The sequence below is a fragment of the Paenibacillus sp. 22594 genome, assembly GCF_052044425.1.
Lineage (GTDB): Bacteria > Bacillota > Bacilli > Paenibacillales > Paenibacillaceae > Paenibacillus_AQ.
This window is the reverse complement of the sequence record NZ_JBQENA010000012.1, coordinates 124,524-147,420: the sequence shown is the minus strand read 5'-3', so window position 1 is coordinate 147,420 and position 22,897 is coordinate 124,524. Positions and strand designations below refer to the sequence as shown.

The window sequence follows — 22,897 nt, the reverse complement described above, 5'->3', positions numbered from 1 at the left end:
TTTTATCCGCAGGTTAGGAGGTAGGCATTTATGAAGCGAATCAGTCTGCGTTTTCGGCTTATGATCCTCATGACCTGTCTGACTACGCTTCCAGTTGTCACGGTTACCTGGATTGCGACGATAAACACTCGTGAGTCAGTGGAGAAGGAAATGATCGGTGCTAATGAATCTAGAATGCTGTGGGCGGATCAATATTTAAGTGAATTAATTGATCAGATTGACGTCCTGTTCTATACTCTCCAAATTAACAAGGAGTTGATTTACAAGATGACGGCGGGTCTCGATGACATGAACAGTGATACACAGTCACAGAACCATGAAAGATTACGAGACATGCTCATAACAACATTTTTCTCCAATGCGCGAAAGATAGACCGTCTCACCCTCTACAGTCACTCTACCGAAAAGGCGTTATCCGTGAGTTATGCTGATAGTGGCACCATTCGGCCCCTCAATATTCAAGAAAATGCCTGGCGTAGAATCGCCAAAGAGCCTGTAAGCATGTATTTTAAACAGACGCCTGAAGGGATTTACGCCTATCATAGTATTAATCGTTTCCCGGATAAGATGTTTTTGGGAGGCATATCGGTTGGCATACGTAATGAAGTTTGGCAGGAAGTCGTTCATATCTTGCAATCGGAAGCGGACAGCTATGTGTTCTTGATGAACGATGAAGGCGAGCTTCTGTCAGGATCAACACAGCGAATTGCTTCATCCGAGGTATTGGACGAACTGCATACGATGGACATACCTGCGAACGAACTTGTATCCCATCAGAGTGAACAATATTTTTACTTCATGGAGCGAATTGGAGACGGACAATTGACCGTCGTAAAGGCGATCCCTCTGTCTACCGTAAAGGCAAGCGCCTCTCCTACGATTCGAGCAGGAATGCTGACCGGAGGCATTTTTGTAACCGCTTCCATCCTTCTCTCTATCCTATTCTCCTTACGGATTACACGGCCGATCATAAGTCTGGCCAGGACCATGCGAAAGGCGCAGTTGCAAAGCTTCGAAATGAAATCGGTTAAAAGCTTTGACGAGATTGGTCTGCTGCAGCATGGTTACAATCTGATGATGCACAGAATTAAAGAATTAATCGAGCACGAATATCAATATCAAATTGAAGTAAAAAATGCGCAGCTGCTGGCACTCCAGGCTCAAATTAATCCCCACTTCCTCAATAATACGCTCAATCTGATCGGTGGGATGGCTCTCGTTAAGCAGGCTCCTGAAATTTATCAGATCACGAGGATGATGGGGGATTTATTGCGATATTCCATTAGATCTGAGAATGAAATGGTTTCCCTTCAGGATGAAATGACCCATACCCGCAACTATTTGTTCATCCAGGAACAGCGGTTCGCCGGCAGATGCCATACGGTCATCGAAACGGATCAGGAAGTGATGGATTGCCGGGTGCCAAAATTCATTTTGCAGCCGCTGGTAGAGAATGCCTTCGAGCATGGGCTGCAAGCCAAAGAAGGGGCTTGGCATCTGCATATCAGAATTCTGCTGATCGATAAAAGGGTCATTGTAATGATCAAGGACGATGGTGTTGGGGTGTTGCCCGAGAAACTAGCGCTCCTTCGTGCCGGTTTGAGAAACGGCAGTGACACCGATGAGTCATCCGTTGATCTCCCAGGGCCGCGGCGCCGTAGAAGTATCGGGCTTCGTAATGTTCATACGCGGCTTCGACTGCATTTTGGGGAAGCCTACGGTATCCGCATGTTTAGTAAATCCATGGCAGGGACCCTCATACTTATGAAATTGCCCTATGCTGACAACAAGGAAACAGAGAGGAGGGATTCGTGATGTATAACGTGCTGATTATGGATGACGAGCCTTGGTCAAGACAAGTGGTTAAATCGTTGGGAGAGTGGGACAGGCTAGGTCTGATGATTGTGGGCGAAGCGGAAGATGGCTATAAAGGAGTTCAATTCATAGCAGAGACTATGCCTCATATTGTTATTACCGACATGCGCATGCCGGGTTTGGAAGGGGTAGAGCTTCTTCAAACCATTCACGATCAATTTCCCTCTATTAAAATACTTGTCATGAGCGGTTATGATGATTTTGTTTATTTAAAACAAGCTATTCAATCCAGAGCGATTAATTACATGCTCAAGCCGATCAATCCGGAGGAGCTTAACGCTTCCCTGTCTCAGTGCGTGGAACAATTGAATGCGGAAATGATGTCGGGCATGAACGTCGCGCCGACAATCCCGTTCCAGCTGGGAGCTGCTATACAGGATCGGTATTTGTCCTATCGCAAGCTGATTTACGGATATTTGCTGGATTTGAATAGCCGGGCGATGGAACATGCCTTTACTCAATTGGCTCAATATCTTAGCCAGTCTCTTCAGGATGAAGCGGCGAGAAGGAAGATGCCGATTAAGCTTGCCTATGATTTTATTACGATATTAGAGGAGTTTCTGGCGAAGGATGAGTTTCAGCTTTCGGAGCTTGTAATGGATGTGGAAGAATACCGCGAACGGATCCGCCAGTCCTCCCTATTAGATGCGGCTAAGGAATTGTCGAATTTGTATACAGCTGTGATCACAATCGTGCAAGAAATACGCCAGACGAGAACCAGGCTGAATATCGATGAAGTGAAGGCCTATGTTCATAAATATTATCAGGATTCTATATCGTTGGAAACGATTGCGAAGGCTTTTGCTATCAGTAAGGAGCATTTAAGCCGGGCTTACAAGGCAGGAACAGGCGAGAATATTTCGGACGCTATTTTACGGTTACGTATGGAGAAGGCGCGAGATCTAATTGTAAAAGAAGGTGTCTCGATTAAACGGGCATCTGAGATGACGGGTTATTCGGATATCGCTTATTTTTACCGGGTGTTTAAGAAGCATTATGGAATTCCTCCCGGCAATTTAAGAAAGTAGATCCGGCATCAAAATAATGCAAATCAGGATGCTAAGATGCTGGAAAGACCCTTGCAACCGTTTTCTTTATACTGAAGATGCAACTCACTCAAGGGGGGATCGAACATGAAGAAAACGTTTCACCTGTCCGTCGTACTGATTCTCATGCTATCCATACTTGCGGCATGCAGTTCGGGGAACAGCAAGGGCAACACGTCAGCATCCAATGACAACGATGCAGCTGAGACGGTGGCAGTGGCAGAACCTGCCAAGAAAGTGGAACTAAAAGTATTTCTGACCTTGCCGCAATTCAAAGACCAGTTCGACCAATACTTCGAACAGTTTAAAGCCAAGGAATTGAAGGAAAAAAACATCGAAGTGAAAATCAAGCTTGAAACTCCAAACGCCGACCAGGCGAAACAAATTCTGCAAACCCGCTTGGCTTCGAATGATGCACCCGATGTATTTGCCATCCATGCTAACGACATTCCGACCTATTATAATGCAGGCTATTTGACGGATCTGTCGGATCAGCCGGCAGTAAGCAAGCTTTTCGACAGTGTCAAGCAGACCGTCACCTATGACGGTAAAGTGCCCGTTCTTCCGCTCGAAAGCCTTGCTTGGGGATATCTGTATAACAAAAAAATATTCAGCGATAACGGTCTGACGCCTCCGCAAACGCTGGATGAAATGAAAAAAGTGGTTGAAGCGCTGAAGTCCAAAAATATTCCGGCTTTCGAATTAGCCTTTCAGGAAGCATGGGTTCCCCAGTTAATGACTGCACTATCTCTCGGCGGTATTGTGAATTCTGAGCATCCGGATTGGGTCGACAAAATGAATAAAGGCGAAGCCTCTTATGCAGATGTAGCGGATATTTTCAATATCATTGATTTGATTATGTCCAATGGTACGGCTAAACCATTTGAGGCCGGCAGCGCGGCAGGCGCTGCGGATTTTGCGAATGGTAAGGCGGCTATGTGGGTTCAAGGACCTTGGATGGCAGATTCGATTCAAAAGACAAATCCGGACATGGAGTTTGGAGTAGCTCCGCTGCCCGTAAGCAATGATCCAAGTGGAACGATGATCAACCTGTCGGCTTCGACATCGCTTGCCGTATCCCCGGATAGCGACCATAAAGACGTTGCGCTTGATTTGCTGAACTATATGCTTGACGATACGGATTCTTCCGCTCTGTTCGAAAAACTTAAATTCAATCCGATTTCCTCTGTCCATACTTATAAATCGTTCCCTTGGATCGATGAAGCAATGAGCTATGTTTCGGAAGGAAAGGCTTATCAGGACCTGAAGCTGCCAAACGGCGTTACTGATGAGCAGGCAAAGCAGATTCAAAGCTACTATAGCAAGACAGTGACAAAGGACCAATTCATCAAGACGATGGACAATACTTGGGTAAAAGCGATTCAAGTGACAGCCAAGTAATCACCCAATAAAGTGAATAAGGAGTGAAGCCAAGGTGGCAGGCAACCATGTAACGAAACGAACGGTCATCCTCCTGGCATTCGTTCTTCCAGCTCTAGTCTTTTATGCATTCTTCGTACTAGCCCCCGCCTTCGGCGGGATCTGGTACAGCATGACGGATTGGAATGGCGTCAATCCTGCGTATTCGTTCATTGGATTGGCTAATTACCGGGAAGCACTGATGGAGGATGAGAACTTCCTGAAATCGATAGGCTTTACCTTGAAGTATGTCATTGCCATGGTCATTCTGCAAAATGTCTTTGCCATCATGCTGGCTGTTCTCATTGAATCGCGGCGAAAAACGAAATCGCTATTCCGCACGATCTTTTTTATGCCCAATATGATCAGTCTCATTATCGGGGGTATGATGTGGCTCTTTATTTTTACCAAAGTGCTGCCTGATCTGGCTGGTCGAACGGGTCTGTTATTTCTGGATCAGTCCTGGATTGGGGATCCGCGCTTATCCTTCATTGCGATTATCATCTTGTCGCTTTGGGGAGGCGTCGGCTATCTGATGGTCATCTATATAGCGGCGCTGCAAAATATTCCCGACCATGTGAAAGAAGCGGCCGCTATCGATGGCGCCGACGGCTGGCAAACCTTGCGTTACATTACAATGCCTATGATTCTCCCCGCGATTACGATCGGTGTATTCTTGACGCTAAACAGCTCGTTCAAGGTATTTGAAGCCGTGTTCGCTTTGACCAAGGGAGGACCTGGCCGTGCGACCCAAGTCATCGCGCTGAATATATTTGATGAGGCTTTCTCGCAAAGCAACCGATACGGCTATGCCAGTGCCAAAGCGATGATTTTGTTCCTGATCGTCATGGCGATCACCTTCATTCAGCTTGCCATTATGAAGAAACGGGAGGTGGAAGCATGATCAGAGGGCGCAACTGGAGGTCAGGCCTCATCCTCCTGGTTCTTCTTGCCGGTTCTGTCATTACGTTATTTCCCATTTACATGGGTGTCCTTAATTCATTCAAAACAGACGGCGAGCTGCTGAACGATGTTTTAGCGGCTCCCGCTTCCTTTCAATTTGGTAATTACGCCGCGGCCATGGACAAAATCAACTTTTGGAGAAGCTTGGGCAACACAGCAGTAATTGCTGCAGTGGGCCTTCTGGGAATTATCCTGTTTTCTTCCATGGCAGGCTATAAATTATCCAGAACGCAGGGCCGGTTAAGCCGCTTTTTATTCAGTCTATTCATTCTGTCGATGCTTATTCCGTTCCATTCGACCATGATTACGCTCACCAAAATAACGAGAGAGCTTCACGTTCAGGGTTCGATCTTTGGACTTGGCCTCATTTATATTGGCTTAGGCGTATCCTTCGCGATTTTTCTGTACCATGGCTTCGTGAAATCCATTCCGCGCGATTTGGATGAAGCGGCCGTGATGGATGGCTGCGGCGATTTCCGTCTGTTTTTTGTCGTCATTTTCCCATTACTTCTGCCTATTACAGCGACCAACGCCATTTTAAATTTATTGTGGATGTGGAATGACTTTCTGCTTCCTCTTCTGATGCTGACAGACAGCGACTCGTATACGCTGCTGCTGTCCACTAATATGCTGTTCGGCCAATATGGCAACAACGACTGGTCGGGTATTCTGGCCTCGCTCGTTATGGCTATGCTGCCTGTTATCATTTTTTACCTGCTTCTGCAGAAGTATATTTTGAACGGGATCGCAGATGGGGCGGTAAAGGGTTAATTCTTGCCAGAGAGAAGGAGCAGCGGATAAGAATGAACAAAGTCAGTGGATTTATTAAGGCAAAAGGCCCGAAAATTGTGAATGGTCATGGTGAGGAGCTGTTGCTGCGCGGTGTTGGCTTTGGCAGCTGGCTGCTTCCGGAGGGATACATGTGGCGATTCCCCGGTCAGGGAGACCGCCCTCGCCGGATCGAACAAATGATACGCGACTTGATCGGTGAAGAAAAGGCCAGGGATTTCTGGAAAGTATACTACAACAGGTATATCACGGAAGCTGATATTCAGCGGATTGCTGCGGAAGGCTTTAACTCCGTCCGAATTCCGATAAATTCGCGTTTTTTGTATGACGGGGATACAGAGCGTTATGATGAGGACCATCTTGTTTTGCTGGATCGTGTCATCGGCTGGTGTGAAGCCCATCGCGTGTATGTGATACTGGATCTTCACGGTGCGCCGGGCGGGCAGACAGGCACAAATATCGACGATTCCCCGAACGACAAACCGGAGCTATTCACCGATGCAGACAACCGGCGGCGTACGATCGAGATTTGGCGCATGCTCGCCGGACGCTATAAGGACAAATGGATTGTCGCGGGGTACGATTTGCTGAATGAGCCGCTGCCCGAATGGTTCTCGGCCTATAATAGCCTACTTATGCCGTTATATAACGATATCATTCGCGCCATTCGCGAAGTTGATGATAAGCATATGATTATTTTGGAGGGGGTCCACTGGGCGACAGACTGGTCCATTTTTGATGAGAAGCCGGATGACAACCTGATGCTGCAGTTCCATAAGTATTGGAATAGTCCGGACACAGAGAGCATTCAGAAGTTTCTGGACAAACGCACGGAGTGGGATGTGCCGATCTATATGGGCGAAGGGGGAGAGAACAACATCGAGTGGTATACCGGCGCTTTTCGCTTATACGAGGACCACGACATTTCCTGGAACTTCTGGACATGGAAGAAGCTCGATACGACCAACTCGCCTTGTTCGGTTAGGATGCCGGAAGGATGGGGGAAGCTTATTGGCTATCTCGAAGGCGGAGCGAAACCGGAAGCGGCTGATGCTGAACAAATATTAGAGGAATACCTCGCGAATCTGTCCTTGGATCGTTGCGTCTACCTTCCGGAGATCGTTCATTCCCTGCTTTTCCGGCCTCCGGTTCGCATCCCGGCTATTTTCTATGGATATAAAGGACAAGGCATCAGCTTTCATGTCGAGGAATTCGTCGAACGGGAATTAGGCTTCCGGGATTCGGATGGAACCGATATCCGATTTACATCGGGGAACCGCAAGCTTACTAACTTCCAGCATACGCGGGGTGAGGATTGGGCTGAGGATGAATGGATGCATGTGTATGTAAGACCTCGTGAATGGCTGGCTTATGAGGTGAATCATGTACCCCATCATGGTGAAGGACATCTGGTTGCATTGCGTGTTTGCGGGATGGGCGATAAACAATCAAAGGTCGAAATTTCCATCAATGATGGCATTTCTGTTATTCTCCCTGTCACTGGAGGGTCATGGCATACGATTAGAACGGCTGATCCCCATCCACTTCTTCAAGGGAATAACCGGATTGTCATCAAGGCGCTGGAGCATCCGCTCGCTATGGAGTGGATTGGGGTTGGAAAATAAGAAGGTGTGACCAAATAACCCTCCAATTTAATGTTGGAGGGTTGTTTGATATCCTAAAGAGCTGGATGAATAACACATTGTCAATATTGTACATCTGCGGATGCTAATATGATCAAAAGATTTACATTCCTTTTTTTTCTATAATAGAAAAAAAAGGAGAAGAAGGTGATATATGTACACTGAAAAAATGTAAACGCTTTTTTGGGGCGGGGGATTACCGGTGTTATCAAGTCAGGTTATTTTAAGAAAAAGAATGACTACTAGGAGGAAAAATGATGAAGAAGAAACGGGGCTTTCCACTCTTCTTGGCTTTGGTTCTCGCACTGGAGTTCCTTATTGTTTTGCCAAGAGCTGAGAGGGCCGAAGCTGCGCTCACATCAAGCGATTTCTTGAAAACGGACGGCAAATTTATTAAAAACAATTCCGGTTCCGGGGACGTTGTGACTCTAAGGGGGACAAACTTCGGAGGGTGGTTGAACTTTGAGGATTGGATGTCGCCTGCCGGGGAATTTGCTTTTGATCGGACAGGCTGGATCGCTTCAGCTTCAATCAACAGCTCTAACGCCGGAAATGCGATTGACGGCGACCAAGCAACGAGCTGGAAAACAGCAACCGCTCAGACTAACGGTCAATGGTTCCAGGTGAATATGGGGTACACGGGTTATTTCAACCGCATTTATGTCAATGCAGCAGGCTTCACGGGAGAATATCCGGTAAATTATCAGGTCCTCGTATCAAATGATGGGACCAACTGGAGAGACGTCGCAACGGGTTCAGGCACGGTACAGAACACGGTTATTCGTTTCATACCGCAGGTGGCACAGTACATCCGGGTGGTTCAGACCGGATCGAGCTCTTCAAATTTGTGGTCTGTGGCAGAGTTTAATGTATTCTCAGATCCAACTATGAACAATACGAGCCTTAAGGCAACGGCATCTTCAACGGGAGCGGGTACTACAGCAGCTAATGCGCTTGACGGAGATGTGAATACCCGCTGGACGAGCGGGGCTGCGCAGACCAACGGACAATGGCTTCAAATTGATCTGGGATCAGGTCAGGATATAAGCAAGGTAGTTATTGATGCCGGTCCATTATCTGCAGGTGATTATCCGCGCAGCTATGAGGTTCTTGGCTCATCAGACGGAACCAACTGGACCAAATATGCAAGCGCTTACGGAAATTCGCGAATTACGGTTGCGGAATTTTGGTGGTCTTCCTATATGCGGTATGTCCGAATTGTACAAACCGGGAGCAGCTCTAGCTGGTGGTCGATTGCTGACGTCTCGCTTTTCTCCAACAACGCATTGGAGAGAACGGGATGGTCGGTTTCCGCATCCTCCAGCGGTTCTGGAACGACACCTGGCAATGTTAAGGATGGAAATGCAAGTACACGGTGGACGACCGGCGCGGCTCAGGCGAATGGTCAATGGTTTCAGGCCGATATGGGGGCAAGCATCCCATTTAATCAAATCATTCTGGATACCGAAAAGAATTCAAACTCTGAGCAGGATTACCCGGTTGGTTATACCGTCCAAGTATCCAGGGACGGGACCAACTGGACAACAGCAGCAAGCGGCCAAGGACGCCGCAAAGCAACCCCGATTAACTTTCCAGCCGTAACTGCGCGTTACATTAAAATTACACAGACGGGCATCTCCACGAACTGGTGGTCCATCGGAGAGATGAACGTCTATCTGAATAACGACGATCTGTCGATGAACTCCACTTATAAACAACGCTTTGGCGCTGCTGCGGCAGAAACCATTGTCACAACGCATCAAGATACATGGATTCAGTCCGGTGACCTTGACAATGTCGAGAACATGGGCCTAAACATGATCCGTCTTCCGATCGGCTGGAACGAGCTCCTCCATGATGACGGTACCTGGAAAGCCAATGCTTGGACGAAGATCGACTGGCTGGTAAGCGAAGCAGCCTCCAGAAATATTTACGTCTTGCTGGATCTTCACACGCTGCCAGGCGGAAACTGTCCTTTTGCCAGCTGTGGACGCTCTGGACCGAATCCTAATGAATTCTGGACCAATACGACGTACCAGGATTGGGTTGTCGATATCTGGGAAAAGATCGCGAACAGATACAAAAATAACCCCGCCATTGCAGGCTATGATCTTATGAATGAGCCATTAATTGATTATGGCGAAGATACGGACGATGTGAATCAGAAAGTGGATTTCTACGATCGCATGTATGACGCCGTCCGGGCCATCGATCCTGATCATACGATTTACATTGCGGCTTTCTTTGACTGGGGTAATATTGTACCGCCAAGCGTCAAAGGCTGGACGAACGTTGTATATGAAGTGCATCCGTACGATATGCCAAACGGGAAAGATTGGACCGCGCAAAACACATTGGCCGAAGATAAAATACAATCGATGGCGGTCAAGCAAAAGGATTGGGATGTCCCTGTATTGCTCGGCGAATATTCGCTCTATCATTACGATGATGTATGGTCTAAATGGATGGGCGGGCTGAACGCCATTCATGCAAACTGGACCAACTGGACTTACAAGGTTAAAGGCGATATGAATGAAGGCGTTGGCGGCTACTGGGGATTGTATAACAGCAACTCTGCACCGGTACCAGTCATCAATAATGATTCTGTGTCCACGATTACATCAAAGCTGCAGCAATTTGCAACAAGCAACTTCCAACCGAATACCAGCTTTATCAACACGGTGAAAAAGTTTGCCAAGGGTGGTCCATGGCTGGCAACCGTACCGCTTGATCAAACAGGCTGGACGGCAAGCGCTTCTTCCACGGAGCCCGGCAGCTCTCCTTCCAATGCGCTTGATTGGAGTGCAAGCACCCGTTGGAGCGCCGGGGCGCCGCAGGCGAACGGTCAATGGTTCCAGGTGGATATGGGATCGAAGAAGGTGTTTGACCAGATTTCGTTCGAAACGAAGTCTACAGAAAAGTGGGATTATCCGAGAGGTTATGATATCCAGGTATCCAATGACGGGACGAACTGGACGACGGTTAAGAGCGGCAAGGGCTTTGGCTGGAAGCAGGCGATAACCTTCACGCCGCAGTATGCACAATATGTGCGTGTTGTCCAAACCGGCACCAGTCCCGATTGGTGGTCGATCGCCGAGTTCCATATTTATAACGAGCAGATGCTCAGTAAATCGGGCTGGACCGCCACAGCATCGTCGTCGGACCCTTCTGGCAACGTTCCTTCCAAAGGTATTGACGGCAGCGGTTCCACCTGGTGGGCCAGCGGAGCCGGGCAAACGAACGGCCAGTATTACCAAGTGGATTTCGGGCGGAACGAAACGTTTAATCGTGTATTAATCGATGCAGGAGCTCATACGACCGATTATCCGAGAGGGTATCAAATTCAGGTGTCCGCTGATGCTTCGACATGGACGACTGTAGCAAGCGGAACCGGCAGCAGCCCTTCGGTTCTTGTGGATTTCGCTCCGCAGACCGCACGTTATTTGAAAGTCGTTCAGACGGGCAACGCGTCTAATTGGTGGACAATTGCAGAACTGAACGTTTACGGCGAACTGGAGAGGAACCGTACGGGTTGGATAGCCTCTGCATCTTTAACAGAATCGGGCAGTTCAGCGGCAAATGCCTTGGACGGAAACACCGCGAACCGTTGGAGCAGCGGTGCGGCACAAGCAGATGGACAGTCGTTCACAGTAGATATGGGATCGAATCAATGGATTAACCATATTGTCATGGATTCCAGCACCAGCACAAATGATTATGCGAGGGAGTTTGTTGTAGAAATGTCGTACGACAATACGAACTGGAAAACGGTAGCGAATGGCGAAGGAACCAGTCCTAATGTAGCGGTCAACTTCCCGATAACCGAAGGCCGCTATATTAAGGTCACCTTGAAGCAAAGCTCCGCGAGCTGGTGGTCGATTTCTGAATTCAGAGTGTATGAGTAATCGTTAGGGCTTCTCCATGAACAGGAGGGATCGTATGAAACATGTTAAGCCATTTTTCATTTTTCGGAAATATGCTTCCATTGCGCTTATCAGTTGCATGATATTTTCATTGTCAACGGCGTTTCCAACTACTGTTTCTGCAGACGTACTACCTTATCAAGATCCCGCTCGATCCATTGATACTAGAGTAGCGGATCTTATTTCACGGATGACGCTGGACGAAAAGGTTGGCCAAATGCTACAGGTTGAACGTCTAACTGCAACTACGGCGCAAGTAAAAGATCATTTCATCGGTTCCGTCTTGAGTGGAGGCGGTTCGAATCCAACTCCGAATACTCCAACTGCCTGGGCGGATACGGTGGATGCTTTTCAGACTGCTGCGATGCAAACCCGGCTTCAAATTCCAATCATCTATGGGGTTGACGCGGTTCATGGCCATAATAACGTCTATGGGGCGACGATTTTCCCTCACAATGCGGGTCTAGGGGCGACCCGGGATACGGATCTGGTGAAGCGTGTTGCCGCAGCAACCGCTAAAGAAGTCAGAACGACGGGGGTGCAATGGGATTTCTCTCCATGCTTGTGTGCACCGCAAGATATCCGATGGGGCAGAACCTATGAAGGCTTCTCTGAAAATGTCTCGCTTGTCTCTCAAATGGGCGTTGCCTACACAGAAGGCTTGCAGGGTCTTCCTTCCGACAGCGGATTCATGAAAGGAACTAAAGCAGTAGGGAGCATCAAACATTGGATGGGTGATGGCAATACCGTAAACGGTGACGACCAAGGCAATGTTACCCTAACTGAACCGGAATTAGAGCCGTACATTCAGCCGTATCGTGAAGCGGTCGCAGCTGGTGCAAGAACGGTTATGATCTCACTCACCGCATGGAATAATGTAAAAGCGCATACGCATCACCATATGATTACAGATATGCTGAAACAAAACCTTAACTTTACAGGGATGGTCGTTTCGGATTGGAATGGTACGTATGCACTGTTCAATCAAGGCGTCTATTCCAGTTACTCCAGTGCCCTAAAGAATACGGTAAATGCGGGTATCGACATGTTTATGGAGCCGGATAACTGGCAGCAGTTTATTCCGACGCTCAAAGATCTTGTCAATACCGGACAGGTTTCCCAGTCCAGAATTGATGATGCAGTCAGCCGTATTCTACGTGTGAAATTCGAAGCGGGAATCTTTGAAGCGCCTTATACCGACAGAAGCTTGATTAGCGGCGGCACATTCGGCGGGACCGAACACCGTGCGATTGCCCGGGAAGCCGTACGGAAATCGGCGACGCTGCTTAAGAACGAAAACCACATTCTGCCTTTGTCCAAAGGGGCGAAAGTATTCGTAGCCGGTACCAAAGCAAACGATATCGGTTATCAATCTGGAGGGTGGACGATTACGTGGCAGGGCTCTCCGGGCAATATTACGCCAGGCACGACGATCCTGCAAGGCGTTCAAAACGCTGTCGCGAATTCCTCCAATGTCACCTATTCATCTACCGGTACTGGCGCGGCTGGGCACGATGCGGCAATAGTTGTTATCGGCGAATATCCTTACGCTGAAATGGTCGGGGATGTTGGAACCGGACAGCCGATAGCGGATTTGGAACTGAGCACGGATGATATCACCTTGCTGAACAATGTGAAAAGTTCCGGTGTTCCTATGGTTGTCATCATGCTCTCGGGGCGACCGATGATAATCACCAATCAACTCCCGGATTGGGCTGCTTTCGTAGCTGCCTGGCTGCCGGGAACGGAAGGCAGCGGGCTTTCGGATGTGTTGTTTGGAGATTATGAATTCACAGGAAAGCTTCCGCTTTCCTGGCCAAGAAGCATGGCGCAAATTCCGGCCAACTCGAATGATGCCAATTATTCGCCTCTCTTTCCATACGGATTTGGCCTGAACACGTCAGCGACCAACACAAAAGAAACGCCTGGCGTGATCGAAGCGGAAAATTACAACAGCATGTATGGCGTTCAAACGGAAGCAACGACGGATATTAACGGCGGATTGAATACGGGTTTTATGGATGAGAACGACTGGATGGATTACAGGGTGAACGTCCCTGTATCAGGAACTTACAAAGTCAGTTTGCGATTAGCAAGTTTATCAGGTGCGACGAATGGAATCCAACTGAAGAACGGTTCGACGACGCTTGCCACATTCAGTGTGCCAAATACGGGCGGATGGCAGACATGGACAACCGTTTCGAACAATGTCCCGCTGAGTGCCGGCGTTCAGACTCTCAGAGTTCATGCCGCTGCTGGCAACTGGAATTTGAACTGGCTAGAAGTGAAGCCGACCTCCTCTACAGCCGCCGGTAATCTCTTGACCAATCCAGGGTTGGAATCAGGGACAATGACAGGCTGGGAGCAGTGGAACGGAGGTACTCCGGCCCAATCGGCGGATACGGACAACCCCTATACAGGTACCTATAAGCTGACACATTGGGCGTCGACTGCTTATCAGCAATTAACCAAACAAACGGTAGCTGTAGCGAATGGCACTTATAAGTTCAGCGCCTGGGTACGTTCGAGCGGAGGGCAAAAGTCACTGCATCTGTTCTCCAAAACAGGTGGCAGGGAAGTGACGGCTGAAATTACTTCTAACGCTTCGGATTACTGGCAGAAGTATACAATAGACAATATAAAAGTTACGACAGGGCAAATTGAAGTGGGCGTATGGTCCGACGCCTATGCAAATAACTGGGCAGCATTCGACAGCTTCGAGTTAACTAAACTATAAGATTAAACTCTTGGTCCATGCGATTATGCATGGGCCTTTCATTTCCCCGGGCCGCCGTACCCTGGATAGGTAACGACAGGCCATTTCACCTTACGCAGCGCGTCCATCAGCTCAGGCCCCACGTTTAGGTTGCTGCTGACGAGTTCCTCAGGTGTGAGCGCCATCCACTGATTCAGCGAGACGTCGGCGAAGCGGTCGCTCTTGAACATTTCCAGGAACCATAAGGGTTCTGTTCCGGTATTCTGGATATAATGTCCAAAGGCGAAGGGGACATAACCGACATCCCCAGCCCTATAGTTGAACGTACGTGCTGCCCCGTTGCCGCCAAAGACAGTCATGCGGCCCTCTCCGGTCAAATAATACTGCCATTCATCGTTGTTCGGATGCCAGTGCAGCTCTCGCATCGCCCCCGGCTCGATCTCAACCAGTGCTGCAGCTATCGTCCTGGAGATGGGGAAGTTTGAGCTGTCCACAATCCGCACGCTTCCGCCCGGAGTTTTCAGTGGGGGCTGGGCCAGCAGCTGATGCTTGAAGCTCAGCGGAATTTCACCGAAAGGGGAATGGACCCTTTGGCTCTGTATGGAGCCAGGAACCTGGTCCTGGTAGATATAGACTTGATCCTTCGGGAGATAGTCAAAGGCCGAAGGCGGCACCCCGAAGTTAGCGGACAGCACCTCTTTTGGGGTATGGGCGAACCAGTCGGAGATGGACAGGGTATTGAGATCGGAGAAGCTGCCATCATCAAAAACAAGTAAAAATTCGCAGCCCTCCGCCAGCCCCTGAATGGAATGGGGGATTCCCGGAGGGAAGTACCACAGATCACCCGGTCCAATGTCAGCAATGAAGTTCCGGCCATTCTGATCTACCGCGGTAATCCTTGCACTTCCAAGCAGCATGTAGGACCATTCGGCCTGCTGATGCCAGTGTAGCTCCCGTACACCGCCCGGGGTCAGACTCATGTTGACCGCCGCAAGAGTGGTGGCAATGGGCAACTCTCTGGCCGTGACCTCTCTGGACCAGCCGCCCTGATTCAGCTGCATGTGGGCATCGGAAAAAGAAAATTTCAGATTGGGAATGAGTCCGTTATCTGTAACTGGAGGGACGAACATATCCGGGTTCTCCCGGTCCCGCATCACATCGCGGGGGCCGAGATCAACATTGCCTGCGCCGTCACTGCGTATCGGCTGGGGGATCTTTGAGTAACTCGCTGAGTGTTCAGCGGATTCCATGGGCCTGACTCCTTTCCTGATCGCAATCGTTCAATAGAGAATATATGCCGTAAGGATGTTTGAAGATGCCCACAATTGCAAAAGAGTAATTGACAGAGGCCGCCTGAAGATGGATTCTTAATAGTGGATAAAGCATCAATCAGAAGATTACAGAGAGCAGGGTATACACATATGACAGACAGCGGACAAGAACGCTACCGCTTCAGCGAAGCGCCGATATGGGAGCTGCAGCGCAAATATTATGAAGAACTGGGCATGCAAGCCTGGAAGAACGACCAGGTTCCCCAGTATATAACGAGCAATCCGATGATTGGAACGGGCTATGCGGAGATGATCTTCGGCTTTCTGCAGGACCGGGCGGCGATGGGGCAGACGACAGAGCCGGTGATTATACTGGAGCTGGGTGCGGGGGCAGGACGCCTTGCGTTCCATGTACTGCAGAAGCTGTGTGAATTGATCGATTATGCAGGGCTGACCCTGCCCCCTTTTACCTATGTCATGAGCGATCTTCCCTGGAAAAATATCACCGGCTGGCAGCAGCATCCCGGCCTGATTCCATTTGCTCAGCAGGGTATCCTTGATTTCGCGCGTTTCGATGCCGTTGCGGATACAGAGCTGCATTTGACACAGAGCGGAAAGGTGATTATACCGGGAACGCTTGAGCAGCCGCTGATGGTCATTGCCAACTACTTTTTTGACAGTATCCCGCAGGAGCTGCTCTATGTGGATGAAGGGAAAATATATGAATGCGAGGTATCCCTGAAGTACCCGGAGCAGTCAGCCACCATGGGCCCTTCAGAGGTGCTCAGGGATCTTATCCCGGAATATTACTACCGCCGTGCAGAGGGATACGAAGAGAAGTCATACCCGTACCGCGATGTGATCGCCTTCTATCAGGAAAAGATGGAGGATGCGCATGTGCTCTTCCCTGCGGCTGCGCTGGGATGTATGGAGCGGCTGAGTGCGCTGTCCAGGGCGGGCTTCCTGCTGCTGACCGCCGATAAAGGCGATCACCGGCCGGAGAACTGGGAGTATGCCGAGCCGCCGAAGCTCATTCATCATGGCAGTATCTCGCTAACCGCCAACTATCATGCACTGGTGTGTTATTTTGAACAAAAAGGTGCAATATCTTCATTTACCGAGCATCATTACAAGAACCTGAACGTTGGCTGCATCTATATGCTGGAAGAGCCGATGCGTCATGTCCAGGCCCGCTTGGCCTACCGCAGATTTATCGAGCGCTTTGGTCCGGATGATTTCTTCAGCCTGAAGCTATGGATTGATCAGAATTTTGATACCATCGGAATGCAGCAGATCCTGGCCTTCTGGCGGTTGGGCGGCTATGATGCGGAGCTGTTCATCCAGAGTGCGGAGCGGATCTCCAGCCTGCTGGAGGATGCCAGCGACGAGGAGATTCTCGATCTGAAGCTGGGGATCGACCGGATGTGGACAGGCTTCTACCCGATGCCGCAGAAATACGATTTGGCCCTGGACAGCGGTCTGCTGCTGTTCGAGATGGGACTGTATGAAGATTCCCGGCGCTTCCTTACGCAATCGCTGAAGGAGACGGAAGACGAGCCTGTGGTTACAGTTCTCTACTGCCTGGCGATCTGCAGCTATGAGCTTGAGGATCTGGAAGCCGCGCTGGAGTATACCCGGCAGGCGCTGGTTCTGGAACCGGAGCATGAGGAAGCGCTGGATCTGCTGGCGGCACTTAGCGGGGACTGATGCCTGCTTTACATTACGGCAGTTTTTTGGTAATAATATAAGCAATTATAATGAAACGCAATGAAGAGAAGAGTAGATAGATCCATTCTTTCACAGAGAGCTCCGGACGCTGAAAAGGGGCAAAGAACGGTGTATTGAACCAAGTCTCTGAGCGGCGTATCGGAACGGGCTGATGAAGCTGGGGATGGTACGACAGGAGCTCCTGTTACAGAGCTAGAGTATAAGCCTTGCCTGCCCGGCAATGCCGTACTCGATGAGATTAATATGGCGACATATTAATAAACCTGGGGTGGTACCGCGAGAATCTCGTCCCCAAGACCATACGTCTTGGAGGTGAGGTTCTTTTTTGCATGGGCAAAGGTTGGTAAAAGCGGTAATCACATACACAGGAGGTTTCGGGCATGAGTAACGACTTGGAAGCCGCGGCAGCGGAGAATTATATGGATAAGCTGATCAGGGAAGATATAGAGGCCGGAATCTACAGCAGAGAGATCTGCACAAGGTTCCCCCCGGAACCAAACGGGTATCTGCATATCGGCAGTGCGTTCGCCATTCACACCAATTATGGGATAGCACAAAAATATGGCGGAACCTTTCATCTGCGCTTCGACGATACGAATCCGCTCAAAGAGAATATGGAATATGTTCAAGCGATCATCCGGGATATCGAATGGCTGGGCTGCAGTCCGGGAGAGCATATCTACTACGGCTCGGACTACTCGGAGCGCATCTACAGCAGCGCGCTGGACTTGATCCGTATAGGCAAAGCCTATGTCTGCGATTTATCACCAGAAGAGGTGACCGCCTATAGAGGCACACTTACGGAACCGGGGAAGGACAGCCCTTACAGGGAACGTTCCGTGGAGGAGAATCTCCGGTTATTCAGCGGGATGAGAGAAGGGGTGTACCCCACCGGCTCCCGGGTGCTGCGTGCCAAAATCAATATGGCTTCACCGAACATCAATCTGCGTGATCCGGTGCTGTACAGAATAATTCATGCGGAGCATTACCGTACAGGGGATGCGTGGTGTATTTATCCGATGTATGATTTTGCCCACCCGATTCAGGATGCCATTGAAGGCATCACCCATTCCTTATGCTCGCTTGAATTCAAGGATCACCGGCCGCTCTATGATTGGGTGCTGGAGGAATTGGGAGTTGAAGAAGCGCCCAGGCAAAGGGAGTTCGGCAGGGTCAACCTGACGGGTGTCGTCACCAGCAAGAGGTATCTCAGAGCACTGGTGGCAGGGAACTATGTGGACGGCTGGGATGATCCGCGGCTGCCCACCTTGCGGGGACTGCGGAGACGGGGCTTCACCCCGGAGAGCATCAAGAGCTTTGTCCGGGAGATCGGGATGGTTAGGAACCAGACGATGGTGGATTTCTCCATGCTGGAGCACTGCCTGAGACAGGATCTAAAGGCCAGTGTGCCGAGTATTATGGCCGTGCTCGAGCCGCTTAAGGTCGTAATTACCAACTACGAAGCGGAGGAGACAGAATGGCTGACCCTTGCCAATAATAGCGAAAATGCGGAGCTGGGCGAGAGAGCGGTGCCGTTCTCCGGTGTGATCTACATGGAGCGTGAAGATTTCATGGAGGAACCTTCTCCGGGTTTCCGCAGGCTGACTTTGGGCGGCGAAGTGCGGCTGAAGGGGGCCTATATCATTAGATGTAATGAAGTGATTCGAAATGAAGCTACCGGTGAGATCAGTGAGCTCCGCTGTACCTACGATCCACTGACGAAAAGCGGCGGGGCCCTTAGCGGGCGCAAGGTGAAAGGCACAATCCATTGGGTTTCGGCCTGTCACGGTATACCGGCGGAAGTGTACCTGTATGAAAAGCTGCTGGAAGACAACGATGGCCCCAAGGCAGAAGGCGAAACCTGGGAGGGGTACTTGAATCCCGATTCTATAAAGCTTATGAAGAGTTGCCTGCTGGAGCCTTATGCGGCTAATGCCAAGTCTGAGGACAAATTCCAATTTATGCGCCAAGGCTACTTTTGCGTAGACAACAAGCTGACCCGTGAAGATCGGCTGGTGTTCAACCGCATCGTTCCGCTGAAGGATACGTGGAAGGGCGGAAAATAAGCGGCAACACATGCGGTAATTCACGCAGCAACACAGTTTCTTCACAACCCCTCTTTATAATGAACTCAGCACCCTGAATTCTGGAGGAGGTAGAGCGATGAACTGGTCCTGGTTAGTTACACTGGTCTGTCCACTGATGATGATCATCATGATGTTCGGCATGCGTGGAGGACATGGGCACGGCATGCATTCACGGCGGCAGCCGAAGGTTGAGGATCTGCAGCAGGAACTAAATGAGCTGAAGGCGCAAAATGAACAAATGCGGGCGGATCTTAACAGTATTATTTCTTAACGGCATGAAGAAAAGGCATAAAATAATAGCGGGCGAGTGTCAGGGGATCCTGAACCTCGCCCGTTTTCTTTTGTGAGAATGCTTTTTCGCCAAAGCCTCACTTTGCGGGGCTTTTTTTCATATAAATAAGGTAGCCTAGATTAACTTATTAAGCATGAATGGCAGGCAGATCGGGTTAATAATAGGGTATGGAAATGATGCCAAGCATTTGTTTGCGTAAATGCATTTACATTTTTCACAACGCAGATTATAATAAAATTAAATTAAATGTTGCATCAGGGAAACTTTCGTGTGTATAGACAACTTTTCCGGGCAAGAGGAGGGATTTAAAATGATGGAGCAAAACTTAGCAGAAGCACCTCCAATGATACACAGACGTAAAAACAGACTCACTGCACAGGCTGTGCTAGACGGGGATGTCAAAGGACTTAAAAGACTCCTTCCTTTCCTGGGCCCGGCTTTTATCGCTTCCGTAGCGTATCTGGACCCCGGGAATTTCGCCACCAATATTACAGCGGGTTCGAAATACGGTTATCTGCTGTTATGGGTAATATTTGCATCCAATCTGATGGCTGTTCTTATTCAGTCTTTATCCGCTAAGCTTGGCATTGCTACTGGTAAAAACCTACCCGAAGTGGCGCGGGAAAAATTCCCGAAGGGTGTATCGATTTTCTTGTGGATTCAGAGTGAGCTGGTGATTATTGCTACGGACCTGGCAGAGTTTATCGGGGCGGCTCTCGGACTGTATTTATTATTCGGTATTCCGATGCTGCCAGCCGCACTTATCACTGCTGTCGGTTCATTCGCCATACTTGAACTGCAGCGGCGCGGGTACCGCACGCTTGAGGCGGGAATTGCCAGCATGGTGCTTATCGTCGTTCTGGCCTTTGCGTTCCAGGTAATCATGGCAAAACCGGATGCCGGGTCGGTTGTCGCCGGGATCTTTACTCCGCAATTCCAGGGTGTGGACAGTATTCTGCTGGCGGCGGGTATCCTTGGTGCCACGGTAATGCCGCATGCGATTTATCTGCACTCCTCGCTGACACAGAGCCGCGTGGTCGGAGTCGATGACAAGGAGAAGAAACAGATCTTCAAGCTGGAGTTCATCGATATTCTGATTGCCATGCTGATTGCGGGTGCGGTCAATATGGCGATGGTGATTGTGGCTGCCGCGTTATTCTTCAAGAACGGCTTAGTGGTCGAGGATTTGGATGTTGCCTTCGAGCAGTTCCGCCATTTAGCCGGACCGGTTACTGCGGTGTCCTTCGGACTGGGCCTGCTGATTGCCGGCCTCTCCAGCTCCTCGGTAGGGACAATGGCCGGCGATGTGGTCATGCAGGGCTTCATTAACAAAAGAATCAATCTCTACCTGCGGCGGGCGATTACGATTATTCCTCCGCTGGCCATCATTGCCTTCGGCATCAATGCTACAAGCGCGCTGGTTATGAGCCAGGTCGTTCTCTCCTTCGGGATCGCTTTTGCCTTGATTCCGCTGGTGATCTTCACAAGCGACCGCAAGATCATGAACGGACTGGTCAATCACCGGATCACTACAATCCTGGGCTGGATCATCTGCGCGCTGGTTGTATCGCTGAATCTGTTTCTGATTGTGGAGATGGTTATCTGAGAGGGAAGTTTCATCACTCGCTTTGGTGAGGGTCTTGGGGCTAATTCTGTACAATTTCCGCCCTTGCAAGTACCCATTTTGAATAGCTGCAAGCAAATAACGGGGCCTCCTACTCAGGAGGGCCCCGTTATTTATGTTTGAGCAAGGATTACCCTGTCTTGTTATTGTTATTGCTTCACGATATCTTGTACAGCTTTGTCGAGCTTTTCCAGAATCTGATCATGATTCAGCTGACCGCCCAGGTATTCCTGCATGGCTGCACCGAAGCCTTGGGTTACACCGTCAGGGAACATATCCCAGTTCCAGCCGAGTGCGGAGGCGGATTGCTTCTGCACAGCAACGGCAACCTGACCGATATCTGCGGCATCGGCTTCCACATTGGTTTCAGCCGGAATAAATTTGAATTCCTTGGTCAGATACTTTTTACCCGTTTCCGAAGTCACAAGCCAGTTAAGGAAAGCTTTGGCTTCTTCCGGATGCGCCGATTTGCTGTTCACCACATAGTTGTTAGGCACACCTACGAGGATCGTTCCTTCTTTGTCGCTGATCGGGAGCGGCAGGAGGCCGAGGTTCATCGCTGGGTCAATTTTGTCGATATCCCCTTGTGTCCAGTTGCCCTGCAGCATCATGGCCGCTTTGCCGGATGCAAATTCAGCAACCTGGGTAGCATAGTCTGTAGTCATTTTGTTATCCTGTGCGTTGTCGAAAATAACGTCTACCAGGTTGAGCCATTGCTCGAAGACCGGGTTGCCTTTGATGGTTGCCGTGCCGGCTTTGACATCCTCGATGAATTTCTTCGGATCCGGCTGGTGAGCCAGGCCTACGTTAACCAAGTGAATCCCCATAGACCACCATTCATTGGTAGCTTCAAAAGGCGTGATGCCTGCAGCTTTCAATTTGGCCACTGCATCTTTCAGCTGGGGAAGTGTTTTGGGTTCTTCGGTAATCCCTGCTTTGGTGAACAGGTCCTTGTTATAGATCAGTCCGTAGCCTTCAACGTTCATCGGCATGCCGTACAGCTTGCCGTCGACAGTTGCCGGGGTTTTGGCGGTTGGAATCAGATTGGCCGCCCAAGGCTCATTCGACAAATCAGTGGCACGGTCCATATAAGGAACCAGGGCTGTGTAGCCGCCGTTATTGAAAATCTCAGGTTCGGAGCCGGAAGCGATCTCTGCTTTGAGCAGTGCGCCGTAGTCTTCACCACCGCCATGCGTTTCCACTTCAACCTTAACGCCGGTTTCTTTCTCATATTCTTCAGCAAGTGCGTTCAGCTGCTCGGCAATTTCAACCTTGAACTGGAACATTTTGATCGTTACATCTTTGGCCGGAGCTGCGGTTGCCGCTGGTGCCGCTGTCTCTGTTCCTGAATTGACAGCGTTCCCATTGCTTGCGGAATTATTATTGCCGCCATTACCGCAACCTGCGATAATAAGTGTGCAAACGGTTGCGATAACAAATGCGAACTTTCTTTTCATAGTATAACCTCCCTGGTCTAGTGGTTCCTGCAACTTGATCGTAATGGATATACGAATGGACTTA

14 protein-coding genes and 1 other annotated feature are annotated in these 22,897 nt (G+C 49.6%); of the genes, 12 read left to right on the top strand and 2 right to left on the bottom strand.

Going from position 1 to position 22,897, the window contains the following annotated elements; translation table 11 throughout:
- Positions 1–30: 30 nt before the first annotated feature.
- The 8 genes from ACTJKB_RS27535 to ACTJKB_RS27500 all read left to right on the top strand — a co-directional run bounded on the left by ACTJKB_RS27535 (position 31) and on the right by ACTJKB_RS27500 (position 14,395).
- Complete coding sequence (locus tag ACTJKB_RS27535) at positions 31–1,815, top strand: sensor histidine kinase (protein ID WP_440837509.1); 1,785 nt, start codon at positions 31–33, stop codon at positions 1,813–1,815.
- Positions 1,815–2,903: a response regulator transcription factor gene (locus ACTJKB_RS27530; RefSeq protein ID WP_440837508.1), complete on the top strand. Its 1,089-nt coding sequence runs from the start codon at positions 1,815–1,817 to the stop codon at positions 2,901–2,903. The genes ACTJKB_RS27535 and ACTJKB_RS27530 overlap by 1 nt, the downstream gene beginning before the upstream one ends.
- A gap of 105 nt (positions 2,904–3,008) precedes the next feature.
- The gene (locus tag ACTJKB_RS27525) at positions 3,009–4,322 is read left to right on the top strand and encodes an ABC transporter substrate-binding protein (protein ID WP_440837507.1); all 1,314 of its coding nucleotides are present in this window, start codon (positions 3,009–3,011) and stop codon (positions 4,320–4,322) included.
- Positions 4,323–4,356: 34 nt separating this feature from the next.
- A complete protein-coding gene (locus ACTJKB_RS27520; protein WP_440837506.1) occupies positions 4,357–5,244 on the top strand; it encodes a carbohydrate ABC transporter permease in 888 nt (295 codons plus the stop codon).
- Positions 5,244–6,074, top strand: a complete 831-nt coding sequence (locus ACTJKB_RS27515; RefSeq protein ID WP_440837529.1) for a carbohydrate ABC transporter permease — start codon at positions 5,244–5,246, stop codon at positions 6,072–6,074. The genes ACTJKB_RS27520 and ACTJKB_RS27515 overlap by 1 nt, the downstream gene beginning before the upstream one ends.
- 32 nt (positions 6,075–6,106) lie before the next feature.
- Positions 6,107–7,717 carry a cellulase family glycosylhydrolase gene (locus tag ACTJKB_RS27510; protein ID WP_440837505.1) on the top strand — a complete coding sequence of 537 codons (1,611 nt, stop codon included), beginning with the start codon at positions 6,107–6,109 and terminating at the stop codon, positions 7,715–7,717.
- 275 nt (positions 7,718–7,992) lie between these two features.
- A complete protein-coding gene (locus tag ACTJKB_RS27505; RefSeq protein WP_440837504.1) occupies positions 7,993–11,640 on the top strand; it encodes a discoidin domain-containing protein in 3,648 nt (1,215 codons plus the stop codon).
- Between the two features lie 34 nt (positions 11,641–11,674).
- Complete coding sequence (locus tag ACTJKB_RS27500; RefSeq protein WP_440837503.1) at positions 11,675–14,395, top strand: glycoside hydrolase family 3 N-terminal domain-containing protein; 2,721 nt, start codon at positions 11,675–11,677, stop codon at positions 14,393–14,395.
- A gap of 38 nt (positions 14,396–14,433) precedes the next feature.
- Here ACTJKB_RS27500 and ACTJKB_RS27495 read toward each other — a convergent pair whose 3' ends face one another.
- A complete protein-coding gene (locus tag ACTJKB_RS27495; RefSeq protein ID WP_440837502.1) occupies positions 14,434–15,624 on the bottom strand; it encodes an oxalate decarboxylase family bicupin in 1,191 nt (396 codons plus the stop codon).
- Between the two features lie 171 nt (positions 15,625–15,795).
- Between ACTJKB_RS27495 and ACTJKB_RS27490 the strand changes: the two genes are divergently transcribed.
- The 4 genes from ACTJKB_RS27490 (at position 15,796) to ACTJKB_RS27475 (ending at position 21,358) form a co-directional block, all read left to right on the top strand.
- Positions 15,796–17,352 (top strand): tetratricopeptide repeat protein, encoded by a 1,557-nt coding sequence (locus ACTJKB_RS27490; protein ID WP_440837528.1) that lies wholly within the window; start codon positions 15,796–15,798, stop codon positions 17,350–17,352.
- 51 nt (positions 17,353–17,403) lie between these two features.
- Positions 17,404–17,669, top strand: a binding site (T-box leader).
- An 84-nt stretch (positions 17,670–17,753) separates the two neighbouring features.
- On the top strand, positions 17,754–19,439 hold the full coding sequence (locus tag ACTJKB_RS27485) for a glutamine--tRNA ligase/YqeY domain fusion protein (protein WP_440837501.1): 1,686 nt from the start codon (positions 17,754–17,756) through the stop codon (positions 19,437–19,439).
- 97 nt (positions 19,440–19,536) lie between these two features.
- Complete coding sequence (locus tag ACTJKB_RS27480; RefSeq protein ID WP_440837500.1) at positions 19,537–19,731, top strand: DUF2933 domain-containing protein; 195 nt, start codon at positions 19,537–19,539, stop codon at positions 19,729–19,731.
- 364 nt (positions 19,732–20,095) lie between these two features.
- A complete protein-coding gene (locus tag ACTJKB_RS27475; RefSeq protein WP_440837527.1) occupies positions 20,096–21,358 on the top strand; it encodes an Nramp family divalent metal transporter in 1,263 nt (420 codons plus the stop codon).
- A gap of 167 nt (positions 21,359–21,525) precedes the next feature.
- On the opposite strand, the gene ACTJKB_RS27470 is transcribed toward ACTJKB_RS27475, so the two are convergent.
- On the bottom strand, positions 21,526–22,833 hold the full coding sequence (locus tag ACTJKB_RS27470; RefSeq protein WP_440837499.1) for an ABC transporter substrate-binding protein: 1,308 nt from the start codon (positions 22,831–22,833) through the stop codon (positions 21,526–21,528).
- Positions 22,834–22,897 lie beyond the last annotated feature (64 nt).